The organism is Streptomyces composti (genome assembly GCF_012034205.1).
Classification (GTDB): domain Bacteria; phylum Actinomycetota; class Actinomycetes; order Streptomycetales; family Streptomycetaceae; genus Streptomyces; species Streptomyces composti.
This window is the reverse complement of sequence record NZ_JAATEM010000015.1, coordinates 136,099-152,972: the sequence shown is the minus strand read 5'-3', so window position 1 is coordinate 152,972 and position 16,874 is coordinate 136,099. Positions and strand designations below refer to the sequence as shown.

General features: G+C 70.1%; 13 protein-coding genes. 9 read left to right on the top strand and 4 right to left on the bottom strand.

What is annotated here, in order from left to right; all coding sequences use genetic code 11:
• Window positions 1-41: 41 nt before the first annotated feature.
• Window positions 42-1,304: an MFS transporter gene (locus HCJ93_RS14485; RefSeq protein WP_167995088.1), complete on the top strand. Its 1,263-nt coding sequence runs from the start codon at window positions 42-44 to the stop codon at window positions 1,302-1,304.
• Window positions 1,305-1,426: 122 nt separating this feature from the next.
• Window positions 1,427-1,900, top strand: a complete 474-nt coding sequence (locus tag HCJ93_RS14480; protein ID WP_167995087.1) for an LppU/SCO3897 family protein — start codon at window positions 1,427-1,429, stop codon at window positions 1,898-1,900.
• Window positions 1,901-2,065: 165 nt separating this feature from the next.
• On the opposite strand, the gene HCJ93_RS14475 is transcribed toward HCJ93_RS14480, so the two are convergent.
• Complete coding sequence (locus HCJ93_RS14475; RefSeq protein WP_167995085.1) at window positions 2,066-3,526, bottom strand: CCA tRNA nucleotidyltransferase; 1,461 nt, start codon at window positions 3,524-3,526, stop codon at window positions 2,066-2,068.
• Between the two features lie 203 nt (window positions 3,527-3,729).
• Between HCJ93_RS14475 and HCJ93_RS14470 the strand changes: the two genes are divergently transcribed.
• The 7 genes from HCJ93_RS14470 (at window position 3,730) to trxA (ending at window position 13,601) form a co-directional block, all read left to right on the top strand.
• Window positions 3,730-6,117, top strand: a complete 2,388-nt coding sequence (locus tag HCJ93_RS14470; RefSeq protein WP_167995083.1) for a DUF6049 family protein — start codon at window positions 3,730-3,732, stop codon at window positions 6,115-6,117.
• Between the two features lie 44 nt (window positions 6,118-6,161).
• Window positions 6,162-8,450: a murein biosynthesis integral membrane protein MurJ gene (gene murJ / locus HCJ93_RS14465; protein WP_167995081.1), complete on the top strand. Its 2,289-nt coding sequence runs from the start codon at window positions 6,162-6,164 to the stop codon at window positions 8,448-8,450.
• A gap of 140 nt (window positions 8,451-8,590) precedes the next feature.
• The gene (locus tag HCJ93_RS14460) at window positions 8,591-10,312 is read left to right on the top strand and encodes a protein kinase family protein (protein WP_167995079.1); all 1,722 of its coding nucleotides are present in this window, start codon (window positions 8,591-8,593) and stop codon (window positions 10,310-10,312) included.
• 26 nt (window positions 10,313-10,338) lie between these two features.
• Window positions 10,339-11,064, top strand: a complete 726-nt coding sequence (gene sigM / locus HCJ93_RS14455; RefSeq protein WP_167995077.1) for an RNA polymerase sigma factor SigM — start codon at window positions 10,339-10,341, stop codon at window positions 11,062-11,064.
• The gene (locus tag HCJ93_RS14450) at window positions 11,061-12,065 is read left to right on the top strand and encodes an RsmA family anti-sigma factor (RefSeq protein WP_167995075.1); all 1,005 of its coding nucleotides are present in this window, start codon (window positions 11,061-11,063) and stop codon (window positions 12,063-12,065) included. Before sigM ends, HCJ93_RS14450 begins: the two co-directional genes overlap by 4 nt.
• A gap of 194 nt (window positions 12,066-12,259) precedes the next feature.
• Window positions 12,260-13,228, top strand: coding sequence for a thioredoxin-disulfide reductase (gene trxB / locus HCJ93_RS14445; RefSeq protein ID WP_167995074.1), 969 nt, complete (start codon window positions 12,260-12,262; stop codon window positions 13,226-13,228).
• A 40-nt stretch (window positions 13,229-13,268) separates the two neighbouring features.
• Complete coding sequence (gene trxA / locus HCJ93_RS14440; protein ID WP_167995073.1) at window positions 13,269-13,601, top strand: thioredoxin; 333 nt, start codon at window positions 13,269-13,271, stop codon at window positions 13,599-13,601.
• A 92-nt stretch (window positions 13,602-13,693) separates the two neighbouring features.
• On the opposite strand, the gene HCJ93_RS14435 is transcribed toward trxA, so the two are convergent.
• The 3 genes from HCJ93_RS14435 to HCJ93_RS14425 form a co-directional block, all read right to left on the bottom strand.
• Window positions 13,694-14,311 (bottom strand): GNAT family N-acetyltransferase, encoded by a 618-nt coding sequence (locus HCJ93_RS14435; protein ID WP_167995072.1) that lies wholly within the window; start codon window positions 14,309-14,311, stop codon window positions 13,694-13,696.
• Between the two features lie 311 nt (window positions 14,312-14,622).
• The gene (locus tag HCJ93_RS14430) at window positions 14,623-15,711 is read right to left on the bottom strand and encodes a ParB/RepB/Spo0J family partition protein (RefSeq protein WP_167995071.1); all 1,089 of its coding nucleotides are present in this window, start codon (window positions 15,709-15,711) and stop codon (window positions 14,623-14,625) included.
• A complete protein-coding gene (locus tag HCJ93_RS14425) occupies window positions 15,708-16,787 on the bottom strand; it encodes a ParA family protein (protein ID WP_167996128.1) in 1,080 nt (359 codons plus the stop codon). The genes HCJ93_RS14430 and HCJ93_RS14425 overlap by 4 nt, the downstream gene beginning before the upstream one ends.
• Window positions 16,788-16,874: the final 87 nt, after the last annotated feature.

Here is a 16,874-nt window from a genome sequence, read left to right as displayed (position 1 = left end):
GCACGACCCGGAGACCCTCTTCGTATGTGAGGCTGTGCGCCATGGCCGTCGTCCGTGACCTGCGCGTCCTGCTGCGCTTCCAGGGGTTCAGACGCCTGCTCGCCGTACGGCTGCTGTCCCAGGGGGCGGACGGGGTCTTCCAGGTCGCGCTCGCCTCCTACGTGGTGTTCTCCCCCGAGCGGCAGACCTCGGCCGCGGCCATCGCCTCCGCGATGGCGGTGCTGCTGCTCCCCTACTCGCTCCTCGGTCCCTTCGCCGGGGTTTTCCTGGACCGCTGGCGCCGCCGCCAGGTGTTCCTCTACGGCAATCTGCTGCGCGCCCTGATGGCCGCGGTCACCGCCGTGCTGATCCTGGGCGGCGTCCCCGACTGGCTGCTCTACATCTCCGCCCTGTGCGTCACCGCCGTCAACCGCTTCGTGCTGGCCGGGCTGTCCGCCGCGCTGCCCCGGGTGGTGGACACCGGGCGACTGGTCATCGCCAACTCGCTCTCGCCGACCGCGGGGACGCTGGCCGCCACCGCCGGCGGCGGGCTCGCCTTCCTGGTGCGGCTGCTGATCGCGGACTCAGACGCGGCCGTGGTGGTCCTGGGCGCCGGCCTGTATCTGTGCGCGGCCCTCGCCTCCCTGCGCATCGCCAAGGAGCTCCTCGGACCGGACCGCGCCCTGGTCAGCCCCCGGCTGGCCACCGCGCTGTCCGGCACCGCGCGCGACCTGGTGGCCGGGGTACGGCATGTCGCCGCGCCGGAGCGCCGGGAGGCCGCCTGGGCGCTGACCGCGATGTCCCTGATGCGGTTCTGCTACGGCGCCGTGCTCGTCATGGTGCTGATGCTGAGCCGCTACGCGCTGACGTCGAGCACGGACGGCGGACTGGCGCTGCTCGGCCTTGCGCTCGGCTTCTCCGGCGCCGGGTTCTTCGCGGCCGCCGCCCTGACGCCGTGGGCCGCGGGGCGGCTGGGGCCGGGTCTCTGGATCGTGCTCTGCGCCGGGGCTGCGGCACTGCTGGAGCCGGCCCTCGGGCTGTTCTTCGCCACCGTCCCGCTGCTGGCGGGGGCGTTCGTCCTGGGACTGACCACCCAGGGCTCCAAGATCGCGACCGACACCATCGTCCAGACCCTGGTCGAGGACGACTTCCGTGGCCGGATCTTCTCCGTCTACGACGTTCTGTTCAATGTGGCCTTCGTCAGCGCCGCCGCGGTGGCGGCCCTGATGCTGCCTCCGGACGGGCGTTCGGTTCCGCTGGTCGTAACGGTCGCCGTGATCTACGGAGGAGTAGCTGTGGTTATGGCCCGTTTTGGACGCCAGTAAGTGTCACATCAGTGCCACAGAGCCCCAGTTGACTACTGAGCTGTCCATGGCGGCCGATAGCTTACGTGGGTCTTACGAGCGAGCTTTTCGCGTCAACACCCATGTATTGAGGGGGACCCCCAGTGACCACTCCGCCGCCCCAGGGCAACCCGTTCGCCCAGGGCCAGCAGCAGCCCCACGGCCAGCCGCCCCAGGGCGGTTTCCCCCAGCAGGCGGGCCAGCCCGGCTTCCCGCCTCCCGGAGCGCCGGTGCCGCCGGCCCAGCCGCAGCGAAAGGTCAGCTTCAAGCTGATCAAGAACATCGTGCTGGTGGTGATCGTGGTCAGCGTGGCGATCGGCGGCTACATCGCCAGCCGCGATGACGCCGACCAGGCCGCTGTGGGTGACTGCCTGAAGTCGGCTTCCTCTTCCTCGGACCGCATGGAAATCGTCGACTGCTCCTCCTCGGAGGCCGAGGGCAAGGTCCTCAAGAAGGTCAAGGGCCACTTCACCTCCCTCACCGCCGAGACCGAGTGCCGCAAGGTCGAGGGAGCCACCGGCTACTACGCCGAGACCGGCGACGGCGAGGAGTTCCTGCTCTGCTTCGGCGATGTCTGACCGGACCTGAGCACCTGTAGCTGACCGTCGAGGCTTGCCGCGGTCGCACCAACGCGAAAGGCGGGTCATGTTTCACGTGAAACATGACCCGCCTTTCGCATCCCGTGACGAGAGAGCCTCCGGGGCATGTTTCACGTGAAACGCGCCCCGGGACGTATCTCAGGCTCAGCTCTGCCGTTCGCTGCCCTGCTGTTCGCTCCACCACTGCTTGAGCGCCGCGACCGCCGCGTCGTGGGGCATCGGGCCGTTCTCCAGGCGGAGCTCCAGCATGTGCTTGTAGGCCCTGCCCACATCCGGGCCCGGCTTGATGCCCAGGATCTCCATGATCTGGTTGCCGTCGAGGTCCGGGCGGATGGCGTCCAGCTCCTCCTGCTCCTGGAGCTTGGCGATGCGCTCCTCCAGACCGTCGTACGCCCGGGAGAGCGCGGCCGCCTTGCGCCGGTTGCGGGTGGTGCAGTCGGAGCGGGTCAGCTTGTGCAGGCGGCTCAGCAGCGGGCCCGCGTCGCGGACGTAGCGGCGCACGGCGGAGTCCGTCCATTCCCCCGTGCCATAGCCGTGGAAGCGGAGGTGCAGCTCCACCAGGCGGGAGACGTCCCGCACCAGCTCGTTGGAGTACTTCAGCGCCGTCAGCCGCTTCTTGGCCATCTTCGCCCCGACCACCTCGTGGTGGTGGAAGGAGACCCTGCCGTCCTTCTCGAAGCGGCGGGTGCGCGGCTTGCCGATGTCGTGCAGCAGGGCGGCCAGGCGCAGGGTGAGATCCGGGCCCTCGTCCTCCAGCGCCATCGCCTGCTCCAGGACGATCAGCGTGTGCTCGTAGACGTCCTTGTGCCGGTGGTGCTCGTCACTCTCCAGACGCAGCGCCGGCAACTCGGGCAGCACACGGTCCGCCAGCCCGGTGTCGACGAGCAGCGTCAGGCCCTTGCGCGGGTTCGCGGAGAGGATCAGCTTGTTCAGCTCGTCCCGCACCCGTTCCGCGGAGACGATCTCGATACGTCCCGCCATGTCCGTCATCGCCGCGACGACCTCGGGCGCCACGTCGAAGTCCAACTGGGCGGCGAACCGCGCGGCCCGCATCATCCGCAGCGGGTCGTCCGAGAAGGACTCCTCGGGGGTGCCCGGCGTGCGCAGCACCCGGGCCGCAAGGTCGTCCAGGCCTCCGTGCGGGTCGACGAAGACCTTCTCCGGCAGGGAGACGGCCATCGCGTTCACCGTGAAGTCCCGGCGGACGAGGTCCTCCTCGATCGAGTCGCCGTAGGACACCTCCGGCTTGCGGGAGGTGCGGTCGTAGGCCTCCGACCGGTAGGTGGTCACCTCGATCTGGAAACCGTCCTTCTGCGCGCCGACCGTCCCGAAGGCGATGCCGACGTCCCACACGGCGTCCGCCCAGGGCCGCACGATGCGCAGCACGTCCTGGGGTCGGGCGTCCGTGGTGAAGTCCAGGTCGTTGCCCAGCCGGCCGAGCAGTGCGTCCCGTACCGAGCCGCCGACGAGAGCGAGTGAGAATCCCGCCTCCTGGAAACGGCGGGCGAGATCGTCGGCAACAGGCGCGACCCGGAGCAGTTCGCTCACTCCGCGTTCCTGCACCTGGCTGAGAGGGGTACTGGTTTCTTCCTTGGCGTTCGGCACAACAGAAGAGGGTACGTGGCCCCGGCAGCCCCGGGCCTCCCCCTTTCCCTACGCAGAGCGTCACCCCGGATGACGCCCGGGGCGACAGGCCGATCCACTTCCCGATCTTGGGCAGCGGTCCGTGGCACTACCTCTCAGCTCGCATCGTTACCATGCGGGGACCACTTTCCGACGACCACTGACGACAAGGGACGGACGAGCGCGTGGCCGAGGCGGCAGCAAACCCGGGGACCAGTCCCTCACCTGCCCGCCGCTGGCTGCGGCGCACCGGAGCCCTGCTCGCCGGGGTGCCGCTGCTGGCCGGGCTCCTCCATCTGCCCGCCCAGCCCGCAGCGGCCGACCCCGTCCGCACCGCCCCCCGCGCCGCGGCCGCGACGGGCTCGGTCTCCGTCTCGGTGGACAGGCTGACCCCCAGCATCCCCGGTGAGGGGGACACGGTCACCGTCTCCGGCACGATCACCAACAAGGGCAAGCAGGCCGTCACGGACGCCCACGTCGGCCTGAGCGTGGGGCCCCGGCTGACGACCCGCTCCGCCATCGACACGGTCGCCAGGAACAGCGGCGACGTCCGCACTCCCGTCGGCCAGGAGATCGGCGGCAAGTACACCGAGAAGTTCGACAAGCTCACCCCCGGTGTCTCGCGCCCCTTCAGCATCTCCGTGCCGGTGGACCAGCTGGACCTGGGGCAGGACGGGGTCTACCAGCTGTCCGTGCAGCTGACCGGGCAGACCGCGGCCCAGCAGTGGGACCAGACCCTCGGTGTCCAGCGGACCTTCCTCCCCTGGCAGCCCGACGGGGCCGAGACCAGGACGAAGACGACCGTTCTGTGGCCGCTGATCTCCGATGTGCACGTCACGGCGGAGACCGGCTCGAACGAGCAGCAGACCCCCGTCTTCCGCGACGAGGACCTCGCCAAGGAGATCGCTCCCGGCGGCCGGCTCGACCGGATGGTGTCGCTGGGCAAGGAGCTCGACGTCACCTGGGTGATCGACCCCGACCTGCTGGCCTCGGTCGACGCCATGACCGAGAGTTACCAGGTCCGCGGCGACGGTGACGAGAACGTTGCCGGGCGCAATCAGCAGCTCGCCAAGCGGTGGCTGGCCCAGCTGCAGCAGGCGGTGGAGGACAAGGAGGTGGTCGCCCTGCCGTTCGGCGACCCGGATCTCGCCTCCCTGGCCCACCACGGCACCTCGGTCGCCGGCTCGCTCAACCACCTCAAGGAAGCGACCGACGCCGCCGACCAGACGGTGCGGACCATCCTGCACATGACCCCCGCCACGGACTTCGCCTGGCCCGTGAGCGGCGCGGTCGACCCGTCCGTCATCAAGGTCGCCACCTCCGCGGGCGCCGACAAGGTGATCGCCCGCAGCGACTCCTTCCAGGAGAACGGCGGGCTGTCGTACACGCCCTCGGCGCCGCGCCCCATCGGGGGCGGCACCACGGCGGTGGTCGCCGACGCACGGCTGTCCACGGCCTTCCAGGGCGAGATGGCCAAGGCCTCCCGGTCCACGCTGGCCACCCAGCGGTTCCTCGCCCAGAGCCTGATGCTCGGCCTGCAGACCAACAAGCAGCGGAGCATCGTCGTCGCCCCCCAGCGCACCCCGTCCGCGAGCCAGGCTCAGACGATGGCCGAGGCGGTCAAGGCGCTGCAGAACGCCTCCTGGGCCGACTCCCAGGACCTGGTCGCGGCTGCCAAGGCCAAGCCCGATCCGGCGGCCCGGACCACCGTCCCCTCCGCGGGCGCCTACCCGGCCTCGCTGCGCAAGCAGGAGCTGCGCCGGCCGGTGTTCGAGCAGATCGCGAGGACGCAGGACAAGCTCGACAAGTTCAAGGTGATCCTCTCCGAGGCGGACCGGGTGGTGACCCCGTTCGGTCGCGCCCTGAACCGGGCCATGTCCGCCTCGTGGCGGGGCCGCCCCGCCGACGCGGCCATCTACCGCAGCGGAGTGGAGACCTACCTGGACGGTCTCATCGACTCGGTGAAACTGATCGAGAAGTCCGAGACCAAGCTCTCCGGCCGCAGCGCCACGATCCCCGTGACGGTGCAGAACAACCTGGTCCAGGGCGTCGATCACCTGGTGCTGCGGCTGACCTCCACCAACCCGACCCGGCTCAAGATCAACGGCAGCGCCTATCAGGAGCAGCCGATCACCGTCTCCGGCGGTCACAGCCAGTCGGTGAAGTTCACCACCTCCGCCAACGCCAACGGCCGGGCGACCGTGGTGGCCCAGCTGTACACACCGGACGGCCGGAAGTACGGCGAGCCCGTCACCTTCGACGTCAAGGTCACCGAGATCACCGCCACGGTCATGCTGGTCATCGGCGGCGGAGTGCTGCTGCTGGTCCTCGCGGGACTGCGCATGTACACCCAGCGCAAGCGGGCCGCTGCGCGTGAAGCGGCGCAGGAGGAGTCCGGGACGGGCGAGGAGAACGACGACGCGCGAAACCCGGAAGCCACCGGGGAGCGTCCCACCGAGGAGCCGGAGTCCGGCTCCCGGGAGGGCGGCCCCCAGCAGCCGAGTGACCCGGCGGCGGACACCGCACCGGAAAGCGCAGACCCGTCCGGCACGGGTGAGAGAGTGGACCGTTGACGATGTCGTGGCCGGTCGGCCCGGGACGATGAGGTGGGGTAACCATGAACGCGCCGTACGACGGTGACCGCGGCCATGCCGCGGGCAGCTCGGGCCACCCCGAGTCGGACCACCCCGAGGGTCCGCCGCCCGAGCACGGCCAGGTGCCTCCGCCGTCCGCGGACCCGTACCTCCAGGACACCTACGACCAGGACCCCTACCGGGCGCAGGACATCTCCGCCCAGGACCCGGTCGACGAGGCGCGCTACGACCGCGCCGCGCACCCCCCGGCGCAGGACGACCAGCCGCAGCAGCCGCTGTACGGCCGGCCTCCCCAGCCGCCCCACGCTCCCGACCCGCGGGTGTGGGCGCAGACCCCGGCGCCCGAGCCGGACGGTCCTACACAGCACCTGCCATACGGGGACGACCCGCGCACCACGCAGTACGTGGGCGTGGACGAGCTCGTCGGCGGCGGCCGCCGGGAGCAGGACGCCTTCGCACACCTCTTCCGCGACCAGCAGCAGAGCGGTGTGTTCCCGGACCCGCCGTCCGGCGACCGGCACCCCGCGCAGCACTCGGCCGGGCAGGAGGGCACCGGGCAGCCCGAGGGTCCCGCTCCGGTACCCGGACCCGCCACCCCGACCCCGGGCCACTACGCGGGCCCCACCCCGCCGCCCCCGGCGGAAGCCCCCGCCCCCGAACCGGCTCCGGCGCCCAGGAAGGCGAGCCGGGCCGGAGGCCTGCTGAAGTCCAGCGCCGTGATGGCGGCGGGCACGATGGTGTCCCGGCTGACGGGGTTCATCCGCTCCGCGCTGATCGTCTCCGCACTGGGCCTCGGCATGCTCGGCGACTCGTTCCAGGTCGCCTACCAGCTGCCGACCATGATCTACATCCTCACCGTCGGCGGCGGTCTCAACTCGGTGTTCGTGCCACAGCTGGTCCGCGCCATGAAGGAGGACGAGGACGGCGGCGACGCCTACGCCAACCGGCTGCTGACCCTCGTCATGGTCGCCCTGGCCGCGCTCACCGCCCTCGCCTGGTTCGCCGCGCCGCTCCTGGTGCGCGCCCTGTCCAACCCGGTCGCCAGCGACCCCGAGGCCAACGACGTCGCCGTCACCTTCACCCGCTACTTCCTGCCCTCGATCTTCTTCATGGGCATTCATGTGGTGATGGGTCAGATCCTCAACGCCCGCGGCCGCTTCGGCGCGATGATGTGGACCCCGGTCCTGAACAACATCGTCATCATCGTCACCCTCGGCACCTTCATCTGGGTGTACGGCACCGCCGCCGACTCCGGCATGACCGTCGAGACCATCCCCCCCGAGGGAGAGCGGCTGCTCGGCGTGGGCGTGCTCCTCGGCCTCGTCGTCCAGGCGCTGGCGATGATCCCCTACCTGCGCGAGACCGGCTTCCGGATCCGCCCGCGCTTCGACTGGAAGGGCCACGGTCTCGGCAAGGCCGCCATGCTGGCCAAGTGGACCATCCTGTTCGTCCTGGCCAACCAGGCGGGCGCCCTGGTCGTGACCCAGCTGTCCACCGCGGCGGGACGGGACTCCGGCGTCGAGGGCACCGGCTTCGCCGCCTACGCCAACGCGCAGCTCATCTGGGGGCTGCCGCAGGCCATCATCACCGTCTCCCTGATGGCCGCCCTGCTGCCCCGCATCTCCCGCTCGGCGGCCGACGACGACTCCGGCGCGGTCCGGGACGACATCTCCCAGGGCCTGCGCAACACGGCCGTCGCCATCGTGCCGATCGCCTTCGGCTTCGTCGCGCTCGGCATCCCGATGTGCACCCTGATCTTCGGCTCCTCGGGCACCGGCGAGGCCACCAACATGGGCTACATGCTGATGGCCTTCGGCCTCGGCCTGATCCCCTACTCGGTGCAGTACGTCGTCCTGCGCGCCTTCTACGCCTACGAGGACACCCGAACCCCCTTCTACAACACGGTCATCGTGGCGGCGGCCAACGCACTCGCCTCCGGGCTCTGCTTCCTGGTGCTCCCGGCCCGCTGGGCCGTGGTCGGCATGGCCGCCTCCTACGGGCTGGCCTACGCGATCGGCGTCGGCGTCGCCTGGCGCCGGCTGCGCAAGCGGCTGGGCGGCGACCTGGACGGCGCCCGGGTGCTGCGCACCTACGCCCGGCTGGGCATCGCCTCGGTGCCGGCCGCGCTGCTCAGCGGCGCCGCCTGCTACGGCATCAGCCAGACCCTGGGCCAGGGCGTCGGCGGTTCCTTCGCGGCGCTGCTGGCCGGCGGGGCCGTCCTGCTCGGTGTCTTCTTCGTCGCCGCACGCCGCATGCACATCGAGGAGCTCAACTCACTGGTCGGCATGGTCCGAGGACGCCTGGGACGCTGAGGCAGGGGGTAGACGCACAACCATCGTCAGCCACCGTGTGTCGTGCATAGCGGCGGACTGTGGGCACAATTGATGTCGGCGTCGGGCGGCGCGCAACGGCGCCGGCCGATGCGCAACGGATGGGGAGGCAGGGAACGACGGTGGCGGAACGGAGCACAGCTGCCGTCGACGTGGCAGACAACAGCGGCGACGAGTCGCTGACCGCGGAGGCGGACCAGACCACGGCCGACGGGGTGGCCAAGAACCAGGAGCAGGACACGGACAGCGACGAGGCACAGGAGAAGACCGGGACCGAGGGTTCCGGCAAGACCTCGCCGCCTGAACTGCACAGTGGCCACAAGCTCGCCAGACGCTACCGGCTCGAGGAGTGCGTCACCCGTCTGGACGGTTTCAGCAGCTGGCGTGCCGTCGACGAGAAGCTGCGCCGCGCCGTCGGCGTGCACATCCTGCCCGCCGACCACGCGCGGGCCCGTTCAGTGCTGGCCGCTGCCCGCTCCTCCGCCCTGTTGGGCGATCCGCGCTTCGTGCAAGTCCTCGACGCGGTCGAGGAGAACGACCTCGTCTACGTGGTCCACGAATGGCTCCCCGACGCCGTCGAGCTGACCACGCTGCTGGCCTCAGGCCCGCTGGAGGTCTACGACGCCTACCAGATGGTCAGCCAGGTGTCCGCCGCCATGGCCGCGGCGCACCGCGAGGGCCTCGCGCATCTGCGGCTGAACCCCAACGCGGTGCTGCGCACCTCCACTGGTCAGTGGCGCATCCGCGGCCTCGCCGTGAACGCGGCGCTGCGCGGCATCAGCTCCGACACCCCGCAGCGCACCGACACCGAGTCCATCGGTGCCCTGCTGTACGCGGCGCTCACCCAGCGCTGGCCGTACGAGAACGACGCCTACGGCCTGTCCGGCCTGCCGAAGGACATCGGCCTGATCCCGCCGGACCAGGTGCGCGCCGGGGTCCACCGGGGCCTGTCCGAGCTCGCCATGCGCGCGCTCGCCAACGACGGCGCCACCGCCTCCCGGCACGAGTCGCCCTGCACCACGCCGGAGGAGCTGGTGAAGGCGATCAGCGAGATGCCCCGCATCCGACCGCCGGAGCCCGCGTTCACCTCGCCCCCCGACTACCAGCGCACCACCTACCAGCAGGGCACCTACGGCCGCACGGCCCCCCGTCCGGGCAGCCCTCAGGCGGTGCCGGCTCCGCCGCCCCCGCTGCAGAGCCGCACGGGCAAGGCGCTGAAGTGGGCGGTGTCCGCCCTGCTGATCGCGGCCCTCGGGCTGGGCAGCTGGCAGCTCGCGGACGCCCTGATGGACCAGGGCGGCAAGGCCGACGACACCAACACGACGCAGACCAACGACGGAGGCGACAAGGGCGGCGACAAGGCCCGCCCGCCCAAGCCGCTGGCCATCCATGGCGCCCAGGAGTACGTCGCCAAGGGGTCGGCCCAGGCTCCGGAGGACGTCGCCAACACCTACGACGGCGATCCCTCGACCTACTGGCGCACCCGGAGCTTCGTGGACGGCCCGGACATGAACCCGGCCTTCAAGCCGGGTGTGGGCATCGTCTACGACCTCGGGTCCGAGCAGACGGTGAAGGGGTCGACGATGGGGCTGCGCTACAGCGGCGACCACACCACGGTCACGCTGTACGCGACGGGCTCCACCAGTTCATCGACCCCGATCAGTGCCATGCGGAAACTCGGTACGGTGACCACCACCGGGGACAGCGCGACGGTGAAGGTCTCCAAGCCGGTGAAGACCCGGTACGTGCTCGTCTGGATCACCGCCATGCCGTCCGCGCCCGGTGACGCATACAGTGGCGCCGGATACAAGCAGGCCATCACCGACCTGAAGTTCACCGGCTGACGCCCGACAAAGGGGGAGGGGGTCCGATGGCGGACGGCACCGCGTACCGCGACGCGAGTGATCAGGACCTCCTGACCCGCCATGTGGACGGCGATCCCGACGCCTTCGGCGAGCTGGTGCGCCGCCACCGGGACCGGCTGTGGGCCGTGGCCCTGCGCACGCTGGGAGACCGGGAGGAGGCCGCCGACGCGGTCCAGGACGCCCTCGTCTCCGCCTACCGGGCCGCCCACACCTTCCGCGGACGATCGGCCGTCACGACCTGGCTGCACCGGATCACCGTGAACGCCTGCCTGGACCGGGCCCGCAAGGCCGCCTCCCGGAAGACCGCACCGGTGGACGACACCGAGCGCCTGGAGCAACTGCTGGAGCCGCACGAGTCCGCAGCGGCGCCCGCCGAGCGCAATGATCTGCACCGCCAGCTGATCGAGGCCATGGGCACCCTTCCGGCCGATCAGCGGGCCGCACTGGTGCTGGTGGACATGCAGGGCTACCCCGTCGCCGAGGCCGCCCGGATCCTCGATGTACCCACCGGCACGGTGAAGAGCCGCTGTGCCCGTGGCCGGGCCAGGCTCCTGCCCCTCCTGACCCATTTGCGGCCGGACGCCGACGGCGAGGACGGGAAACAGGACGAGACACGGAACCGGACGGCGGGCAGACCCGTCCCACCCGCAGCGGGACCGCGTGCAGCGGATCCGCCGGAGGCAGGACCGAGTGACCCAGCGGCTATGAAGGGCGGAGGTGGGCGAGCGTGACGTCGACGACGGAGGACAGGGCGGAGCACCCTGACGTCACGGAGATCTCCGACCTCACCGAAGGACTCCTGCCGCCGGACCGGACCGGCGCGGTACGCCGTCATCTGGGCGAGTGCGAGCTCTGCGCTGATGTGCATGCCTCGCTGGAGGAGATCCGGAACCTGCTCGGCGCGACGCCGGGCCCGTTCCGCATGCCCGACGATGTCGCCGGCCGTATCGATGCCGCTCTGGCCGCGGAAGCCCTGCTGGACGCCAGGGCGTCGCAGACACCGGCGGAGGAGGCCTCCGAGGCCGCAAGGACTTCGGAGGCGCAGGCGCCGGCCGAAGGGGTTCCGGAAGCCGTGGACACCTCCCGTGCGGCACGCTCCGAGGGCGGTCGTGCGCATGTTTCACGTGAAACCGCCTCGCGGGAAACCGCGCGCGTTTCACGTGAAACGTCGGTACCCGCGGACCGGCCCGCCGGGCGTCCCCGCTCCGCCACCACCGGTCCGGGCCGCAAGGGCCGCCTGCGGGGCCGCCGCCGGATCGCCGTCCTCGGGACCGTGTTCACCGTCGCCGCCCTGGGCTTCGGCTCGCTGCTGTTGGCGTCCCTGAACGACAGCGGGGCTCCCGAGAAGGGGCAGGAGACCACCGCCGCGGACACCTTCTCCGGGGACCCTCTGGAGGACCGGGTCGATCAGCTCCTGGCGAGCGGCCAGGGCAAGGGCGGCGGATCCCGCACCCCGTTCGGTGTGGAATCGGAAGGCACCGGGGCGAGCCCCCGAGTTCTGAAGGAGCCGACGGTCCCGGAGTGCATCCGTGAGGGCATCGGCCGGGAGGATGCCCCACTGGGTACGGAGCGCGGCACGTACCAGGGCAGGGAGGCGCTGCTCGTGGTGCTCCCCGACGCAGCGGACGACACCCGCGTGACCGCCTATGTGGTCGAGACGAGCTGCGTGGACGACCCCTCCTCGGGAGCCGAGGCCGAGGTCTTGCTGAAGCACTCCTACACCCGGTCCTGACCGAGAGGGAGTGACAGCCTCCGACGCGGCAATGCGTACGGTGTGTGCCCCCTTCGTGCGCGTCACAGGGCCCTCTCCGTGTGCCCGGACACAGCGGGAATGCCAGCCCCTTAGGATCCGTTGGGTGGGGTGAGAGTCGAAATCAGAAGCTCCCCCGGTCGACCTGACGCAGACCAGAGACGAGGAAATCAGCCGTGAGCGACGTCCGTAACGTGATCATCATCGGATCGGGGCCGGCCGGCTACACGGCGGCGCTCTACACCGCCCGTGCGTCGCTGAAGCCTCTGGTGTTCGAGGGCGCCGTCACCGCCGGTGGTGCGCTGATGAACACCACCGAGGTCGAGAACTTCCCCGGCTTCCAGGACGGCATCATGGGCCCGGAGCTCATGGACAACATGCGCGCTCAGGCCGAGCGCTTCGGGGCCGAGCTGGTCCCGGACGACGTGGTCGCCGTCGACCTGACCGGTGAGATCAAGACCGTCACGGACACCGCCGGCACCGTGCACCGCGCGAAGGCCGTCATCGTCGCCACCGGCTCGCAGCACCGCAAGCTCGGCCTGCCGAACGAGGACGCCCTCTCCGGCCGGGGTGTGTCCTGGTGCGCCACCTGTGACGGCTTCTTCTTCAAGGACCAGGACATCGCCGTGATCGGCGGCGGTGACACCGCGATGGAGGAGGCCACCTTCCTCTCACGGTTCGCCAAGTCGGTCACGGTCGTCCACCGCCGGGACACCCTGCGCGCCTCCAAGGCGATGCAGGAACGCGCCTTCGCCGACCCGAAGATCTCGTTCATCTGGGACAGCGAGGTCGCCGAGATTCTGGGCGACCAGAAGCTCTCCGGTCTGAAGCTGCGCAATGTCAAGACCGGCGAACTCTCGGACCTGGCGGTCACCGGTCTGTTCATCGCGATCGGCCACGACCCGCGCACCGAGCTCTTCAAGGGTCAGCTGGAGCTGGACGAGGAGGGCTACCTCAAGGTCGACTCGCCCTCCACCCGCACCAACATCCCGGGCGTCTTCGGCGCCGGTGACGTGGTCGACCACACCTACCGCCAGGCCATCACCGCGGCCGGCACCGGTTGTGCCGCCGCTCTCGACGCCGAGCGCTTCCTCGCCGCCCTCGCGGACGAGGACCAGGCCGAGCCCGAGAAGACCACCGTCTGATCCCCACCCGCCCCACGCACCAATAGTTAAGGAGCCCGCCGTGGCAGGCACCCTGAAGAACGTGACCGACGACTCCTTCGAGCAGGACGTCCTCAAGAGCGACAAGCCCGTCCTGGTGGACTTCTGGGCGGCCTGGTGCGGTCCGTGCCGCCAGATCGCTCCGTCCCTCGAGGCCATCGCCGCCGAGTACGGGGACAAGATCGAGGTCGTCAAGCTGAACATCGACGAGAACCCGGGCACGGCCGCCAAGTACGGAGTCATGTCGATCCCGACCCTGAACGTCTACCAGGGCGGCGAGGTCGCCAAGACCATCGTCGGTGCCAAGCCGAAGGCCGCGATCGTGCGCGACCTCGAGGAGTTCATCGCGGACTGACGACGGACCCGCCAACCTGGTGGCGTCTGTTTCACGTGAAACACGAATGGGCCGACCCGTGCGGGTCGGCCCATTCGTGTTGATGTCGCCGCTCAGAGCGGCCGCAGCGCGGGCTCCTTCTGCACCGCGCCCAGCAGCCGGTCCAGCGCCATCTCCACGTCTTCCTTCCAGGACAGGGTCGTCCTCAGCTCCAGCCGCAGCCGCGGGTAGGCCGGATGCTGGCGGACCGTCTTGAAGCCCACAGCCAGGAGATGATCGGCCGGCAACACACAGGCGGGCTCCTTCCAGCGGGCGTCACCGAAGGCCTCGATCGCCTTGAAGCCCCGGCGCAGCAGATCCTTCGCCACCGTCTGGACCATCACCCGGCCCAGTCCCTGCCCCTGATAGCCGGGCACGATGAAGCCCGTCATCAGCTGCACCGCGTCGGGCGACACCGGGCTCGTCGGGAACGCCGTGGACCGCGGGACGTACGCCGGGGGCGCGTACAGCACAAAGCCCACCGGGACGTCGTCGACATAGACGACCCTTCCACAGGAGCCCCAGTCCAGCAGGACGGCCGAGATCCAGGACTCCTTCTCCAGGCTGGAGGTGCCCGCCTCTACCGCTGCCTCACCGCTGACGGGGTCGAGCTCCCAGAAGACGCACGAGCGGCAGCGCTGGGGGAGGTCCTGAAGGTTGTCCAGCGTGAGCGGTACGAGCCGACGGCCCATGAAGGCTGTTCCTCGCTTCCTGCGCCCGCTGCCTCGCGGGCGGCTGTGAGAGCACTTCGTTCCTTGAGCAGACTGCCGATGAACCCGCCGACGGCAGCCACCCCCAGCCCTGCGCCCACCAGTCCGCTGCGGCTCGTCAATCGCATGGCCCCTGCCCTGCTCTTCGAAGTACTGCCCGGAGGTTGCGCCATATCCGAACGCATCGTATCCATGAAGCGATTCCCTCGATACCGGCACAAAGCAAAGGGTGGACTGGTTCCGGAACGCACCGGATGCAGTCCACCCTCCAGGCTGGGCCGACGGCCGTGGGATCAGTCGTCGGCTTCCTCGCTGTCATGCTCCGCGAGACTCTTCTGCAGGACCGGGCCCTCGCCGGGGGCCAGGGTGCTGAGGATGCGCTCAAGATCCTCCATGGAGGCGAACTCGACGGTGATCTTGCCCTTCTTCTGCCCGAGGTCGACCTTGACCCGCGTCTCGAAGCGATCCGAGAGACGCGTCGCCAGCTCGGTCAGGGCCGGGGAGACCCGGGCACCGGCGCGCGGCCCCTTGGAACGCTGAGCCTTCTGCGGACGCGACCCCATCAGGGTCACGATCTCCTCGACTGCCCGCACCGAGAGCCCCTCGGCCACGATGCGGTGGGCCAGCCGGTCCTGCTCCTCCGAATCCTCGACGGATAGCAGCGCACGGGCATGACCGGCAGACAGCACTCCGGCGGCCACCCGCCGCTGGACCGCCGGGGAGAGCTTCAGCAGACGCAGCGTGTTGGAGACCTGCGGACGGGACCGCCCGATGCGGTCCGCGAGCTGGTCGTGCGTGCAGTTGAAGTCCTTCAGCAGCTGATCGTAGGCGGCGGCCTCCTCCAGCGGGTTCAGCTGAGCACGGTGCAGGTTCTCCAGCAGAGCGTCCAGGAGGAGCTTCTCGTCCTCCGTGGCCCGCACGATCGCCGGGATGGCCTCCAGGCCGGCCTCGCGGCAGGCCCGCCAGCGGCGCTCGCCCATGATGAGCTCGTAGCGCCCGGGCCCGGTCGGCCGGACCACGACGGGCTGGAGCAGACCCACTTCCTTGATGGACGTGATCAGCTCGGCCAGCGCGTCCTCGTCGAAGACCTCACGGGGCTGCCGCGGGTTCGGCGTGATGGCGTCGAGTGGGATCTCGGCGAAGTGCGCACCGACCGGCGGAGGGGGTACCTGCGAGGACTGCTCCTCTGTTTCACGTGAAACAGAGGGCAGCGTGGCCACCTTCGCCGCGGCCACACCGCGTTCGTTGGGCAGGACCGGAACCGCTGCGGGCGATGCGGAGGCGCTGCCCCCCATCGCGGCCGGCGGCACCGTCTTCTCGGTCGGGGCGGCAGGGATCAGCGCGCCGAGACCACGACCCAACCCCCTCCGTCGCTCGCTCACTGGATGCCCTCCACCATGCTCGGATCGTTCTGCTGCTGTGCGCCGATGTGCGCCTGTGCGGCGTCATAGCTGACGCCGACGCCCTTCAGCGCGATCTCACGTGCCGCCTCAAGATAGGAGAGGGCACCGCTCGATCCAGGATCGTAGGTCAGTACCGTCTGCCCGTAGCTCGGCGCCTCCGAGATACGGACCGAGCGGGGGATGCTCGTCCGCAGCACCTCGTCGCCGAAGTGGTTGCGCACCTCCTCGGCGACCTGGGACGCCAGACGGGTCCGGCCGTCGTACATGGTGAGCAGGATCGTCGAGACGTGCAACGAGGGATTGAGGTGCCCTCGCACCAGGTCGACGTTGCGCAGGAGCTGCCCGAGCCCTTCGAGTGCGTAGTACTCGCACTGAATCGGGATCAGCACCTCCCGGCCCGCCACCAGCGCGTTCACCGTCAGCAGCCCCAGGGAGGGCGGGCAGTCGATCAGGATGTAGTCCAGCGGCTGCTCGTAGGCCTGGATGGCCCGCTGCAAACGGCTCTCCCGTGCCACCAGCGACACCAGCTCGATCTCCGCACCGGCGAGATCGATGGTGGCGGGGGCACAGAAGAGACCCTCGACATCCGGGACGGGCTGGACGACGTCCGAGAGCGGCTTGCTCTCGACCAGCACGTCATAGATGGAGGGGACTTCGGCGTGATGGTCGATGCCCAGGGCGGTGGACGCATTGCCCTGGGGGTCGAGGTCGACCACGAGAACACGACCGCCGTGCAGAGCGAGCGAAGCGGCAAGGTTGACCGTGGTCGTCGTCTTGCCCACGCCGCCCTTCTGGTTGGCGACCACGATGACACGCGTCTGCTCGGGCCGTGGCAGACCCTCACCGGCGCGGCCCAGAGCCTCCACCGCCAGCTGGGCAGCACGACCGATGGGAGTGTCGTCCATCGGAGGCGGCGTTTCACGTGAAACATCCGCCCCCATCGACTCGGTACGGGGACCGGGGACCGGATCGGTCATCGGTCCCGCGATGTTGGCGTCGGACCGCAAGGATTCACTCTCCTCGACTTCAGGCTCGCAATGAACAGAGCCTCCCATGTCTTCGGGGTGATGAACCAGTGAGGCCTGGCGTTCTGTGGAGAAATCCACCTCTGTGGACAACTCCGAGCCCGCAGCGAGTGACGA

Coding starts and splice junctions, on each gene's coding strand:
- HCJ93_RS14485 (WP_167995088.1), top strand. CDS start 42: ATGGCCGTCGTCCGTGACCTGCGCGTCCTGCTGCGCTTCCAGGGGTTC.
- murJ (WP_167995081.1), top strand. CDS start 6,162: ATGAACGCGCCGTACGACGGTGACCGCGGCCATGCCGCGGGCAGCTCG.
- sigM (WP_167995077.1), top strand. CDS start 10,339: ATGGCGGACGGCACCGCGTACCGCGACGCGAGTGATCAGGACCTCCTG.
- HCJ93_RS14435 (WP_167995072.1), bottom strand. CDS start 14,311: ATGGGCCGTCGGCTCGTACCGCTCACGCTGGACAACCTTCAGGACCTC.
- HCJ93_RS14425 (WP_167996128.1), bottom strand. CDS start 16,787: ATGGGAGGCTCTGTTCATTGCGAGCCTGAAGTCGAGGAGAGTGAATCC.